The organism is Arenimonas sp. SCN 70-307, assembly GCF_001724815.1.
GTDB lineage: Bacteria > Pseudomonadota > Gammaproteobacteria > Xanthomonadales > Xanthomonadaceae > Arenimonas.
In genome coordinates, this window is record NZ_MEDO01000005.1 from 55,369 (window position 1) to 69,528 (window position 14,160).

Below are 14,160 nucleotides of genomic sequence, written 5' to 3' on the forward strand. Positions count from 1 at the left end.
ACCCGCTCCGCAGGACCGCCGCCCTTGGCAGCCCCCGATCCCGCCGCGCCCACCGTGCGCCGCGCCGCCCTGGCCTTCATCTTCGTCACCGTGCTGGTGGACGTGATGGCCTTCGGCCTGATCATCCCGGTGCTGCCGCACCTGCTCAAGAAGGTGACGGGCGGCGAGATCGCCGACGCCACGCTCTGGCACGGCCTGTTCGCCACCGGCTTCATGGCCATGCAGTTCCTGGCGCAGCCCATCCAGGGCGCGCTCTCGGACCGCTTCGGGCGCCGCCCGGTGATCCTGATCTCCAACGCCGGCCTGGCCATCGACTTCCTGATCATGGCGCTGGCCGAGACGCTGCCGCTGCTGTTCATCGCGCGCCTGCTTTCGGGCGCCACCTCGGCGAGCTTCAGCACGGCCAACGCCTACATCGCCGACGTGACGCCGCCGGAAAAACGCGCGGCGGCCTTCGGGCGCCTGGGCATGGCCTTCGGCATCGGCTTCACCGTCTCGCCGGTGATGGGTGCCTGGCTGGGCGCGGTGGACCTGCACCTGCCGTTCTGGGTGGCCGCGGGCCTGTGCGCCGCGAATTTCTGCTACGGCTTCTTCGTGCTGCCCGAGTCGCTGCCGCCCGAGCGGCGCTCGCCCTTCGAATGGCGCCGCGCCAACCCGCTGGGTTCGCTGCGCATGCTGCGCGCCCACCCCGAGTTGTTCGCGCTGGCCGGCGTGAGCTTCCTGATGGCGCTGGCGCACCTGGTCTACCCCACCACCTTCGTGCTATACGCCGACTACCGCTTCGGCTGGGGCCTGGAGATGGTCGGCTGGACGCTGCTGATCGTCGGCGTGCTGACGGTGATCGTGCAGGGTGGCCTGGTGGGCCGCATCGCCCGCACTTTCGGTGACCGCCGCACGGTGCTGATCGGCGCCGTCGCGGGCACGCTCGGCTTCGCGATGTACGCGCTCGCGCCCACGGGCTACTGGTTCTGGGCGGCGATGCCGGTGGCGGCGCTGTGGGCCGTGGCCAACCCGGCGGTGCAGTCGCTGATGACCTCGCGCGTCTCGCCGCAGGAGCAGGGTCGCCTGCAGGGCGCCATCGGCAGCCTCAATTCCATCGCCGGCATCATCGGCCCGACGATGTTCACCCAGACCCTGGCCTTCGTCGCCGCCAACGAGGTGCGCGGCCCGCTGGCCGGTGCCAGCTTCTGGCTGGCGGCACTGATGGTGGCGCTGGGCGGCCTGCTGGCCTGGCGCGCCACCACCACGCGGCCCTGACGCCCCCCGGGGTTAGGATGGCGTCCTGAACCCAGGAGCCCCTGCATGAGCAATCCCGTTTCCAAGGCCGAGGCCGAGGATGCCGTCCGCACCCTGCTGCGCTGGGCCGGCGAGGATCCTTCGCGCGAGGGCCTGCTCGACACGCCGCGGCGCGTGGTGGAGGCCTACGGCGACTGGTTCGCCGGCTACCGCCAGGACCCGCGCGACTACCTGGCGCGCACCTTCGAGGAAGTCGAGGGTTACGACGAGCTGATCGTGCTGCGCGACATCGAGTTCGAGTCGCACTGCGAGCACCACATGGCGCCGATCATCGGCAAGGCGCACATCGGCTACCTGCCGGCCGGCAAGGTGGTGGGCATCAGCAAGCTCGCGCGCGTGGTCGAGGCGTACGCGCGCCGCTTCCAGGTGCAGGAGAAGATGACCGCGCAGATCGCCCGCTGCATCCAGGACGTGCTGCAGCCGCGCGGCGTGGGCGTGGTGGTCGAGGGCGCGCACGAGTGCATGACCACGCGCGGCATCCACAAGCGCGGCGTGAGCATGGTCACTTCGAAGATGCTGGGCAGTTTCCGCGAGGATGCGCGCACGCGCGCCGAGTTCCTGCGCTTCATCGACGTCGGCCCGGGGCGCTGAGCCCGGGCCGCTGGCGCCCGCCCGCCGGACGCCTATAATCGGGCTCGATGAGCGACCCCCGCGCCCACGTCCAAGCCCTCCGCGAGGCCATCCTGGCCGATCCGCCCGCGCAGGCGGGGCAATGGCTGGTGCTGCTCGACTCGCTCGAGAAGGCCGTGGCGGCCCTGGCCGCCAGCCGCGAGCGCCTGCAGCAGGACGTGGAAGACGCCGAGCACGCCCGCGATGCCGCCAACCTGGCGCGCATGAAGGTGATGGGCCAGCTCAACACCCTGCAAAAATCCCTGGCGGCGGCCGTGCCCCAGGTGGCGGCCAGCGCCGACGCGCAGAGCGACGCCCAGCGGCGCATCGAATGGCTGCTCAGCCACGGCGGTGTCGACGCCGGCGCGGCCGAGGCGGCCAAGACCGCCGAGATGGAAGCGCCCATGCCGGGCCGCGCGGTGCTCGAGGCCGTGATCGCCGGCGAGCGCAAGTTCACCAAGGCACAGCTCGAGTTCACCATCGCCGAAGCCATGGTGCTCACCGGCTGGCAGATGACGCCGCTCGAGCTCACCGAAAAGGGCGAGCCCTGGCTGGCCCGGCTGGTACTCGACAACCAGGCGGCGTCGGTTTGATCGACCGCCTGCGCGAGCGCTCGCCGCGGGGGCACATCGCGCGGCAGGGGCTGCTGGCGCTGGGGCTGGCGGGGCTGCTGGTGCTGGCCGCGTTCATCACGACCGCGTGGCTCGTGGAGCAGTCCGGGTTCGAGCACGCCACCCTGCTGGTCTTGCCGGTGGGCTTGCTCGGCGGCCTGGCCTGGTGGGTTCCGCTGGGGCGCCCGCGTTGTCCGGGCTGCGGCTATCGCTTCACCCGCTTCCTGCAGTACGCCGCGATACTCGAGAAGAAGCCCCGGCACCGGCTGCGGTATTGCCCGCACTGCGGCGTCGACCTTGGCCCCGAGGGAGACGGCGCATGAGCCTGCGCGAGCACCTGCGGCGGCGCGCGCGAGGTGCGTGGTTGATCCAGCTGGCGGCGTTCGCCGCCATCGTGCTCGTGCTGGCGATGGTGCCGCCGGGCAGCCGCCCGGGCCTCGTTTTCGGGGCGGCCATGCTTTTCCTCATTGCGTTCGCCTTCGCCCAGGCGCGCATAGCCTGCACGCGCTGCGGCAATGCGCTGGGCACCGTCGTCCCGCCCTGGCGCCTGCACCGCGGCCAACCCGCCAAGCGCATCCACCACTGCCCGTATTGCGGCGTTTCCCTCGACGAACCGGCCCGGGCGCCCTGAACCTGAACGACAACTCCGGCCGCGCTGGGAATGGCGACCGGACCGGCGCATCCTTGGTCGGGCAAGCCACCCACCCCCGAGGAGGAATGCCATGAAGAACAAGACCCACCACGTGCTGCTGGCCACCGCCGTTTCCGTCGCCCTGCTCGCGGGCTGCCAGACCACCGGCGGCTATTCGTCGGCGCCGCGCGACGACGAGCAGGCCGAGCGCGAAGGCATGAGCCGCACCCAGAAGGGCGCGATCATCGGCGCCACCATCGGCGCGGTCGCCGGCCTGCTCAGCGGCGACGATGCGACCGAGCGGCGCCAGCGCGCCCTGGTCGGCGCCGGCGTCGGCGGCCTGGCCGGCGGCGCCATCGGCCGCTACCAGGACAACCAGGAGCGGGCGCTGCGCGAGCGCATGGCCGGCACCGGCGTGGACGTCGTGCGCGACGGCGACAACATCACGCTCGACATGCCCGAGGCGATCACCTTCGCCTTCAACTCCAGCACGCTCAACCAGCGCGCCTACGGCGTGCTCGACCGCGTGGCCGACACCCTGCGCGAGTACGACCAGACCCTGATCGAGGTCGCCGGCCACACCGACAGCATCGGCAGCGAGGCCTACAACCAGCGCCTGTCCGAGCAGCGCGCCCAGGCGGTGGCGAACTACCTGATCAGCCGCGGCATCAGCGGCCAGCGCCTGATGGTGTTCGGCGCCGGCGAGATGCACCCGGTGGCCAGCAACGAAACCGAGGCCGGCCGCGCCGAGAACCGCCGCGTCGAACTCACCATCGTCCCCATCCGCCAGCGCTGACGCTCCAAGAAACGGGGTCAGGTTCACTTCCCGCGCATCGCGGGAAGTGAACCTGACCCCGTTTCTTTGCCCGGCCATGCCCTAGAATCGGCGGCAGCGCGGCGCGGGGAGGTGCCTGGGATGTACCTGAAGAAGTTCTTCGGCGAGGTCACCAGCCCGCACCCCTGCGTGAACTGCCGCGGCGACGAGACGCTCGGTTTCGGCGTGCGCATGGCCTTCCAGCCCATCCTCGACGTGGCCAGCCGCAGCATCTTCGCCTACGAGGCGCTGGTGCGCGGCGAGAACGGCGAAAGCGCCGCCGAGATCATCGCGCGCGTGCCGCCCGAGCTGCTCTACCGCTTCGACCAGACCTGCCGCGTGGCCGCCATCGACACCGCCGCGCGCCTGGGCATGAAGACGCGGCTGTCGATCAACTTCGCGCCCAACGCCGTGTACGAACCGGCCACCTGCATCCGGCTGACGCTTGCCGCGGCCGAGCGCTGCGGCTTCGACCCGCGCCAGCTGATCTTCGAGGTCACCGAATCGGAGAAGATCCGCGACGTGCCGCACGTGGTGCGCATCATCAAGGACTACCAGGGACGCGGCTTCCTGACCGCCATCGACGACTTCGGCGCCGGCTACGCCGGCCTGAACCTGCTGGCCGAGTTCCAGCCCGACGTGGTCAAGCTCGACATGGCGCTGATCCGCGGCCTCGACGGCGACCGCGTGCGCCGCTCGATCACCAGCGGCATCGTCGCCACCTGCCGCTCGCTGGGCTGCGAGGTGCTGGCCGAAGGCGTGGAAACCCTCGGCGAATTCCGCGAACTGCGCGACATGGGCATCAGCCGCTTCCAGGGCTTCCTGTTCGCCAGGCCCGCCCTCGAAGCCCTGCCCGTCGTGGACCCGGCCCTCTGGGACCAGCTCGACGCCGCCGGCCAAGCCTGAAAGAAACGGGGTCAGGTTCACTTCCATGCTCAAGCTGGAAGTGAACCTGACCCCGTTTCTTCGTTACTCCGACGCGTGGATCGGGAGCCACTGCCCGGCCGTGTTGGCGCGGCTGGCGCGTCCGTACATGAGTTCGGCCACCGCCGGCGGCGCGAAGTAGCGGCCCGGATGCACGGCCTGGACGAAGTAGTGCACCTCATGTCGGCCTGGCGGCAGGGCCTCGGCATAGAGCCGCACCTCGTTGGTTCCGGTCTGCCGCTCCCCGAACCAGCTGCTGCCCGGGTCGGCCAGCGCCTGCACGTTGGCACCGGCGACACCGCGCAAGCCGACGTCACGCGTCACGAAGCCGCCCGGCACCGGGTCGGTGAGCGCCACGAAATGGCGCATCGCCGGCACCTGCACGACGAGCGTCACCCGCACCCAATCGCCCTGCCGCGGAACGCTTTCGCCCAGGCCCACCCAGCGACCGCCGCGCAACACCGCGTAGCGCCGCTGCAGCGACAGGCCGACGCCGCTGGCCTCCACCTGCGCCTGGTCCTGGCGATAGCGCAGCCGGGCGATGTAGTTGAGCGTTGCATCGGCCTCGCCGACGGGAGCGATGTCGAGCGGGTCGGCGCTTGCGGGCGCTTCGAAGCGCACCACGCGCTGCTGGCCATCCACCGAGAGCCTTGCCTGCGACGGGCCGTGCGCAACCTGCAGTTCGGTAGGCACGACCCCGCCCGCCAGCGCCGAATCGATCGCGCGCAGCGCCATCAGGCAGCGCAGGCTGGCCTGCGTGTCGAGGCTGGCGGTGCCGCCCGAGTAAAGGTCCTGCAGCCCGCGCAGCAAGGCCTGCCGCCGCGGCAGGCGGGCCGGCGTGCGGTCGAGCATCCAAAGCGTGGCCGTGACCGCACACTGGTCGCGAAGGCCCGACCCCATGGCCCAGCCCTCGTCGTGGCTCGATTCGATCACCCGGCGCAGGCCGCGGTCACGCCCGGCCTCGGCCAGGCGTGCCAGTCCCTCGTCAAGTCGCGCCTCGGAACCGGGCGCGCCCGCCAGGGCCTGCACCAGCTCGCTGCGGGCGTGCCAGCCGAGGGAGTCCCAGGACTGCCACAGCCGTTCCAGGGCCCTGGCGTTCGGAACGCGGCCTTCACCGGCCTGGGCCGCCACGGCCACCGCGAGCGCTTCGAGGTCCTGGCGCGTCGGCTTCTTGATTCGCCGTTCAACCTGGCGGTCGACGCGTTCGCGCAGGGGCTCGATGAGCTCCGCCGGCACCGGCTGGCCCAGGCGCTCGAGCCAGCCCAGCTGGCGCAGCGTGTGCGCGTCGAGCAGCGCGGTGGCGTCGCCGGCATTCCAGCGGGGCGTGAAGAAGTGGAAGCCACTGTCCTCGTCCCGGAACGAGTACGCACTGCCCAGCGCTTCGTCCACGACGGCCTGGGCCTCGGGCCAGTCCGCGCGGTCCGCCGCGTCCTGCAGCGCGATCGCGGCGCCAACGGCCCGGCTCAGCGTTTGCTCCCAGCAGCGGTGCGGATAGTCGCGAAGTTCGTGCAGCCAGGCGGCGCGCCAGCCGGCCGTGCCGGCATGCACCTGCAGGTCGAGCCTGGGCTCGCTGGCGCCGGGCGGCAAGGCCGGCAAGCGCAGCGAGACCGGTGACGCCAGCCAGCCGGCCTGCGGCAGCGTCACTTCGGCCGACCGCGACTGCACCGGCACTATCGAGGAGATAGCGTCGTTGCCACCGGGCGAATCGGCTCGCGCGAGCAGGTCGAGCACGCCCTGCCGGCCCGGAACCAGCGGCAGCCGTTGTCCGCGACGGGCAAAGGGCGCGACGACGCCTTCGCTGTCGAGCACGCGCGATGCCGCGGCGCCTTCGATCGTGGTGCGCATCGCCACCGGCATCGGCGCCGCGGTCGCATTGCGCGCGGTCACCGAACCCTGGGCCCGGTCGCCCTCGAACAGGCGGGATGGCAGGCCAAAGCGAAGCTCCACGGGCAGCGATGCGGTGACCGTCGCCTCGGAGAAATCGAAGGCGTCGCCGTCGTCGCCGCTCCAGGCCAGCACCCGCCAGCGGGTGAGGTTGTCGGGCAGCCGAAGCTCCAGCGTGTGCGACTCGCCGGGCGCCAGTTCAAGGCCTGCGTTCCAGTACGCGGCGTCCGGGAAATCACGACGCACGCGCGGACCGGCGCGGCCGGGCGGCGTGCCTGGCGGCGCCGGCAGCACCTCGCCGGCGGGCATGTCGGGAAAAACCTCCGACAGCTTGATGCGGCTGCCGGTAACTTGGATCGAATCGAGGGAGTCCATTGGGGACGGGTCGCCGAAGACGACGGGGGGCTCCTGTTCGGCGAGCCAGTCCGGCACATGGCGCCAGTCCCGCAGTCCGTGCCAGCGGCCGACCGACCAGTCAGAGAGGCTGCCGAGGAACCTTGCATTGCCCGGCGCCAGCCGCGGGTGCAGTTCGGCCATCTGCTGGTGCACGGCATCGTCCACCACCGCCACCACCACCAGGCGGGGGCGGCTGCCGTCGTTGCGCAGCGTCACGCGCAGGGTCTCGCCGGGCGCGAGGCTATCGTCGTCGATGGCCAGGGTCACGCCCGGCGACGGGGTACGCGGCACCTCCAGCTCCACCGCGGCATCCAGCGCCGGCGCCTCCAGGCCGGCCTGCGCCGACGCGAGCACGGGCCGCAGCATGACCCGCAGCGTAGCGCCCGGCGCGAGGCTGGCGTCGAGCGCGAGCTCGAACTCTTCGGCAGGACCCACGGTCCGGCTCCAGTGCCGGATGACGCGCTCGTGCTCGAGCACGAACAAGGCCTGGGCGCGTGCGTGCGGCTGATGTAGCCGCAGGCGTGCCGGCGCGCTGCCATCCGCGGGCTGCAGCAGTTCGAAGCGGGCCTTCGGTCCGTCGTCCGCAAGCGGCGGCGCATTGCCGAACCACAGGTTGATCGACGTGCTTGCCGCGTCTCCCGACTCGGCCACCAGGCGGTAGTAACCCGGCGCCGGCGGCGCAAGCGCGCAGTCGGAAGGCTGGCCCGCACGCAACGTGCAGCGGCCCAACACTTCCGGGACATCCTCGTCCTCCCCGGGGCCTGCGTGCTCGAGCCTGACCTGCACACTCTCGGCCGGCGCGGGCACGCCGTCGTAGCCAACCACCACGGCTTCCAGCCGCGGGGTTTCGCCCAGCGCCAGCCAGGTTCGTTCGCTGCGCAGGCCGACGTAGCGGGCATGCGCGGCCACCGGGACCTGCAGGCTGGGGCTGACGATCGCCGGCTGCCCGTCGTCGCCACCCACCAGGGCGTTCACCCTCAGGCGCGCGAAGGGCAAGGGCCTGGCGAAACCTTCCTCCTCGGGATCGACCAGTTGCGCAGGCACGCGCGCCTCCAGCGTGGCCCTTCCTTTCCCATCGAGCGAGGCTTGCGAGGGCGAGCGCCCGAACAGGCTGATCTCGGAACCCTCGTCGTGCGCCGACGCGAACACGAAGCGTGCGAAGGCCGGGTGCGCCTGCGCGAAGCCCATCGGCTCGAGCCAGGCGCTTATCTGCAGCCGCGCGCCGGCGGCCGGGCCACCCGAGTAGAAGCCGCCTTCGATCGACACCGGCAAGGCATCACCCGGCCTCAGCACCTGCTGGGGCCCATCGACCTTTGCCCAGAGCGCCTGGGCCTGGAATCGCCGGACCTGGAAGCAGGCACCGCTTTCGCCATCGAGCTGGTCGTCATCGCGGTCCAGCACATCGATGCAGTATTCGTCGTCGGTGGCTGCGGCCGGCAGGCGGATCTCGCCAGACACGCTGCCGAACTCGTCCGGCGTGGCCTCCCAGCGGCTCACCACGTCGCCCCAGGCCGAGCCCAGGGCGAAGGACCGGGGCTGCGGCGTCGACGGCACCAGGCGGTTGAGCTTGCGCTCGCGCAGCCAGAGGCGGTACTGCACCACGTCGCCGGGCCGGTACAGCAGGCGCGAGGTGACGCCGAAACGCGGCTGCCCGAGCCGGTAAGCGTCCTCGTCGGAATCGCGCGGATCGAGCGGCGTAGCCAGGTCCAGGCCGGTCTCCGGCATCACCGGCAGCACCGACACCTGGCCGGCATGGCGCGCGCGGAGCATCAGCAGCGGTTCGTTCGCACCCTCCGGCAGTTCCAGTTGCGCCGTACCGTCGGCCGCGGTGATGCCCGTCGCGAGCACGCGCTCGCGGCCTTGGCGGTCGAGGCCCAGCACCTCGACCCGGGCACCGGCCAGCGGCGCCGCATTTCCCCAGGCCGTCGCCCAGGCCAACAGTTGGCGCTCATGGCGATGGACAAGCAGGTCGAAGGCCGGCCGAACCGTGGCGCGCCCGTTGCCCGCGCCGCCGCCGCCGAGCGACAAGCCACCGTTTCGAAGCACGCCCCAGGTTGGCCCGGGTGCGCCCGCGTCGCCCCAGGTTTCCGCCGGTGCGGTGGGTTCGAGGGTTCGTTCGAGGTATCGGGTGCGCCGACCGATGCTCAGTTCGCGCCAAACCGTGCCTGTCGCGAGGTTGCGACCCTCCACGGTCACGGGCTCCCGCTGGCCCGGGAGCGCCACCTGCACTCCGGGCGATACCCGGGTTCGCGCCGGAAAGGATTCGAAGGTGATCGCGAGTGGCTCGGCGGGCTGCAGCGGCATGCCCGCCGTGTCATCCAGCCCGGCGGGAAGCGCGAGCGAGAGTTTGCGGCCCGCCGCGCGGCTGCTCAGGCGTACGGCATGCAGCGGCGACTGGTGCGCGACCGCGGCGCGGCAGTGCCAGCCGCAATCGCGCGGCTCATCGTCCAGGGCCAGGCCCGCGGGCAGCGCCTCGGCCAGCCGCGCCAGCGCCGCGTCGGACGGTGGCTGGGTGAAGCCAAGGAGGATGTCTGAATCGGGGCGGCAGCTGGCCTGCCAGTTCCATTGTTCGCCGTGCCGGTAGTCGTCTGCGCAGGTGACGCCCGCCAGGCGGAACGGCGCGTTGAGCGTTATGCGCGCGAGGTCCAGCTTCTCGCCCGGCAGCACGCCGAGTGGCGAGCGCAAGCCTTCGCGCTGGGTGACGAGCAGCTCGCCCGCGCCCCGTGGCCAGGCCTCGGGCTCGATGGCAAAGCGCGTCAGGCCCGGATCATCCCAGCGTCCGCGCGGGACCGGCTGCAGCCGGTAGGAAAGCGGCCTGCCATCGAACTGCAGAGAGAGCACGCTGGCCACCGATGCCGCCGTGTGGCCGTGGCTCGAACTGACCTGCAGGCGAGGCTGTCGCCCAGGCCAGCTGACCTCGAGCCCCAGCCGCGGCCGATCCGATTCAAGCGCGAGCGTGGTTGGCGGGAAGGCCTCGCCGTCCTGCGACCACAGGCCCTCGCCGATGTCGAGGCGGTAAGCCGTCGCGGGGCGCAGGCTGGCGCCTTCAACCAGGGCACAGGCCAGCCGCGTGTCGTCGCTCCAGGTCCACTGACAGTCCACCGCGGGGCTCAGCCGCAAGGCAGGAGGGCGGGCCCGCGTGCCCCAGGTCAGCATGGGTTGGTCGAACTCCAGCAAGACCTCGTCGCCGCTGATCCGTGCACCCTTGAGCGACGGCGCCCCTTCGTTCGCGCCGGCGGAAAATGCGGCGCAGCAGGCGACGGCAAGGAGCAGGCGGCGCATGGTAATCCTTGGCCGCGGCGCGGCATGCGGGGGCTGGCCGCAGCAAACCACCGGCCGCAAGCCAGCGTCAACCCGGCAAAAAAGAAACGGGGTCAGGTTCACTTCCATGCTCAAGCCGGAAGTGAACCTGACCCCGTTCTTTGGACCCCGTTCTTTGGACCCCGTTCTTTGCTCAGGCAGCGGAGCGGGTGGTCTCGGGGTTGTGCCAGCGGGCAAGCAGCTCGGCTTCGCGGGCCTTGGCCTTGGCGAAGTGCGCTTCCTTGACGTGGCCGTAGCCGCGGATGTGTTCCGGGACCGAGGCGATCTCGGTGGCCAGGGCCACGTTGTCGCCGTCGAGGCGCTCGAGCAGCGCGTCCACCTGCCTGGCGTAATCGGCGATCAGCTGGCGCTCCATGCGGCGCTCTTCGGTCTTGCCGAAGAGGTCGAAGGCGGTGCCGCGCAGGCCCTTCAGCTTCGCCAGCAGCTTGAACGCCGTGAACATCCACGGCCCGAACTCCTTCTTCACCAGGTGGCCGTCGGCGTCGCGCTTGGCGAACAGCGGCGGGGCCAGGTTGAAGTGGATCTTGTAGTCGCCCTCGAACTGCTGCTCGATGCGGCGCTTGAACTCGCCCGAGGTGTACAGGCGCGCCACCTCGAACTCGTCCTTGTAGGCCATGAGCTTGAAGTAGTAGCGGGCCACGGCCTCGGTGAGCCTGGTCGAGCCCGGGGCCTTGCGGGCCTCGGCCTGGCGCACCTTGTCCACCAGCGCCACGTAGCGGCCGGCGTAGGCCTTGTCCTGGTAGTCGGTGAGGAACTTCACGCGGCGCTCGATCATCTCGTCGAGCGAGGTGCTCAGGCGCTCGTCGTCGAGCGGCAGGGCGATGACGTCGGTGGCCGGCGCCTCGGCCAGGCCCGCGGCCTCGAGCACCGCCTGCGGGTTGATGGCCGCCAGGCGACCCCAGGCAAACGCCGTCTTGTTCATCTCGATGGCCGCGCCGTTGAGCTCGACCGCGCGCATCAGCGCCTCGAACGACACCGGCACCAGGCCGCGCTGCCAGGCCACGCCCAGCATGAACAGGTTGGTGGCGATGGCGTCGCCCATCAGCGCCGTGGCGATCTCGGTGGCCGCCACCTGCAGCGGCTCGCGGCCGCCCAGCGCGGTGCGGATGGCCTCGATGATGCCGGCCGCCGGGAACTGCATGTCCGGCATGCGGGTGAACGGACCCGGCATGGCCTGGTAGTCGTTGATGACGACCTCGGTGCGGTCGGCGCGGATCTTCGACAGCGCCCAGTAGTCGTTCACCACCACCATGTCGCAGCCCAGCACCAGGTCGGCCTCGCCGGCGGCGATGCGCACGGCGTGGATGTCGGCCGGCGACTTCGCCACGCGCACGTGCGTGGTCACCGCGCCGCCCTTCTGGGCCAGGCCGGTCTGGTCGAGCACGCTCGCGCCCTTGTGCTCGAGGTGCGCGGCCATGCCCAGCAGGGCACCGATGGTCACCACGCCGGTGCCGCCGACGCCGGTGATCAGGATGTTCCAGGGCTGGTCGAGGTTGGAGCGGAACTGCGGCTCGGGCAGGTTGGCCAGCAGCTCCTTGTTGCCCGTGCCCTTGCGCTTGCGCAGCCCGCCGCCCTTGATGGTGACGAAGCTCGGGCAGAAGCCCTTCACGCAGCTGAAGTCCTTGTTGCAGTTGCTCTGGTCGATCTCGCGCTTGCGGCCGTACTCGGTTTCCTTGGGCAGCACGGAAACGCAGTTCGACTTCACGCCGCAGTCGCCGCAGCCCTCGCAGACCAGCGAGTTGATGGCCGTGCGCTTGGCCGGGTCCGGCATCTTGCCGCGCTTGCGGCGGCGGCGCTTCTCGGCCGCGCAGGTCTGGTCGTAGATGATGACCGTGGTGCCCGGCACCTCGCGCAGGCGCTTCTGCTGCGCGTCGAGCTCGCTGCGGTCGTAGAACTCCACGCCGTTCGGGAAGATCGACTTGTCCGACCACTTCCCGATGTCGTCGCTGAGCACGACGATGGTCTGCACGCCCTCGCTGCGCACCTGGTGGGCGATGTCGGGCACGGTGAGCGTGCCGTCCACCGGCTGGCCGCCGGTCATGGCCACGGCGTCGTTGTAGAGGATCTTGTAGGTGATGTTCACCTTGGCGGCGATCGACTGGCGGATGGCCAGCGAACCCGAGTGGAAGTAGGTGCCGTCGCCCAGGTTCTGGAAGACGTGCTTTTCCTCGGTGAACGGCGCCTGGCCGCTCCAGGTGACGCCTTCGCCGCCCATGTGGGTGAAGGTGTCGGTCTTGCGGTCCATCCAGGTCACCATGTAGTGGCAACCGATGCCGCCCAGCGCGCGCGAGCCTTCCGGCACCACGGTGGAGCTGTTGTGCGGGCAGCCCGAGCAGTAGTGCGGCACGCGCGGGAAGTTGGCGCGCGGCGCGGCCAGCTCCTTCTCCTTGGCGGCGATCCACTTGAGGCGGTTGTCCATCGCCTCGGACTGGAAGAAGCGCTGCACGCGCGCGGCGATGACCCGGGCGATGCGCGCCGGGGTCAGCTCGTTGGTGCTCGGCAGCACCCAGTTCTCCTGCTCGTCGTACTTGCCGACGATGGACGGGCGGGCGCCGTGCTCCCAGTTGTACATGTACTCCTTCATCTGCCGCTCGACGAAGCTGCGCTTCTCCTCGACGACGATGATGTCCTCCAGCCCGCGCGCGAACTCGCGGATGCCCAGCGGCTCCAGCGGCCAGGTCATGCCCACCTTGTAGACGCGGATGCCGATGTCCTCGGCCACCTTGCGGTCGATGCCCAGGTACTCGAGCGCCTGCAGCACGTCGAGGTAGCTCTTGCCGGTGGTGACGATGCCCAGGCGCGCCTTGGGCGAATCGATCACCACCTTGTCGATGTGGTTGGCGCGGGCGAAGGCCTGTGCGGCCTTCACCGCGTACTGGTGCAGGCGCATTTCCTGGTCCAGCGGCGGGTCCGGCCAGCGGATGTTGAGGCCGCCCGGCGGCAGCTCGAAATCGCCCGGCAGGATGATGTCGAGCTGGTGCGGGTTGACGTTCACCGAGGCCGAGGATTCCACGGTCTCCGCGATCGTCTTGAAGCCGATCCAGCGGCCCGTGTAGCGGCTCATGGCCCAGCCCAGCAGGCCCATGTCGAGGATGTCCTGCACGCCGGCCGGGTTGAGCACCGGCATCATCGCGCTCTCGAACTCGCCTTCGCTGCCGTGCGGCAGCGTGGACGAGCGGCAGGCGTGGTCGTCGGCCGCCAGCGCCAGCACGCCGCCCATCGCCGAGGTGCCGGCGGCGTTGCCGTGCTTGAACACGTCGCCGCAGCGGTCCACGCCCGGGCCCTTGCCGTACCACATCGAAAACACGCCGTCGTACTTCGCGCCCGGGAACAGGTTGGTCTGCTGCGAGCCCCAGACCATGGTCGCGCCCAGGTCCTCGTTCAGGCCCGGGGTGAACTCGATGCCGCTGGCCTTGAGGTGCTTGCGCGCGCGCCACAGCTCGAGGTCGAAGCCGCCCAGCGGCGAGCCGCGGTAGCCGGAAATGAAGCCGGCGGTGTTGGCGCCGGCGGCGCGGTCGCGCATCTGCTGCATCAGCGGCAGGCGCACCAGCGCCTGCACGCCGGACAGGTAGATCCGGCCCTCCTCGCGGGTGTACTTGGACTCGAGGTCGTACTCGCGGTCGAGCGGAACCAGGGTGTGGGGGATGGCGGACATGGCGGCGGCGTTCCGGGGC

The 14,160-nt window shown here is 70.9% G+C and carries 9 protein-coding genes; 7 read left to right on the top strand and 2 right to left on the bottom strand.

All coding sequences use genetic code 11. The annotated features are described in order from the left end of the window. Positions 1-24: 24 nt before the first annotated feature. The 7 genes from ABS41_RS03340 (at position 25) to ABS41_RS03370 (ending at position 4,867) form a co-directional block, all read left to right on the top strand. On the top strand, positions 25-1,257 hold the full coding sequence (locus tag ABS41_RS03340; RefSeq protein WP_290590532.1) for a TCR/Tet family MFS transporter: 1,233 nt from the start codon (positions 25-27) through the stop codon (positions 1,255-1,257). Between the two features lie 45 nt (positions 1,258-1,302). Beyond that, a complete protein-coding gene (folE, locus tag ABS41_RS03345) occupies positions 1,303-1,887 on the top strand; it encodes a GTP cyclohydrolase I FolE (protein ID WP_290590537.1) in 585 nt (194 codons plus the stop codon). Positions 1,888-1,934: 47 nt separating this feature from the next. After that, positions 1,935-2,498 (top strand): hypothetical protein, encoded by a 564-nt coding sequence (locus ABS41_RS03350; protein WP_290590540.1) that lies wholly within the window; start codon positions 1,935-1,937, stop codon positions 2,496-2,498. Then, positions 2,495-2,839: a hypothetical protein gene (locus ABS41_RS03355; RefSeq protein ID WP_290590543.1), complete on the top strand. Its 345-nt coding sequence runs from the start codon at positions 2,495-2,497 to the stop codon at positions 2,837-2,839. Before ABS41_RS03350 ends, ABS41_RS03355 begins: the two co-directional genes overlap by 4 nt. Continuing rightward, complete coding sequence (locus ABS41_RS03360; protein ID WP_290590546.1) at positions 2,836-3,147, top strand: hypothetical protein; 312 nt, start codon at positions 2,836-2,838, stop codon at positions 3,145-3,147. The genes ABS41_RS03355 and ABS41_RS03360 overlap by 4 nt, the downstream gene beginning before the upstream one ends. 91 nt (positions 3,148-3,238) lie before the next feature. Next, positions 3,239-3,943 carry an OmpA family protein gene (locus ABS41_RS03365; RefSeq protein WP_290590549.1) on the top strand — a complete coding sequence of 235 codons (705 nt, stop codon included), beginning with the start codon at positions 3,239-3,241 and terminating at the stop codon, positions 3,941-3,943. A gap of 210 nt (positions 3,944-4,153) precedes the next feature. Beyond that, entirely contained in the window at positions 4,154-4,867 is a 714-nt protein-coding gene (locus ABS41_RS03370) for an EAL domain-containing protein (RefSeq protein WP_290590607.1), read from the top strand. 63 nt (positions 4,868-4,930) lie between these two features. Here the strand turns inward: ABS41_RS03370 and ABS41_RS03375 are convergent, their stop codons facing one another. Beyond that, on the bottom strand, positions 4,931-10,285 hold the full coding sequence (locus ABS41_RS03375) for an MG2 domain-containing protein (protein ID WP_290590552.1): 5,355 nt from the start codon (positions 10,283-10,285) through the stop codon (positions 4,931-4,933). A gap of 334 nt (positions 10,286-10,619) precedes the next feature. Further along, positions 10,620-14,141: an indolepyruvate ferredoxin oxidoreductase family protein gene (locus tag ABS41_RS03380; RefSeq protein WP_290590554.1), complete on the bottom strand. Its 3,522-nt coding sequence runs from the start codon at positions 14,139-14,141 to the stop codon at positions 10,620-10,622. Positions 14,142-14,160 lie beyond the last annotated feature (19 nt).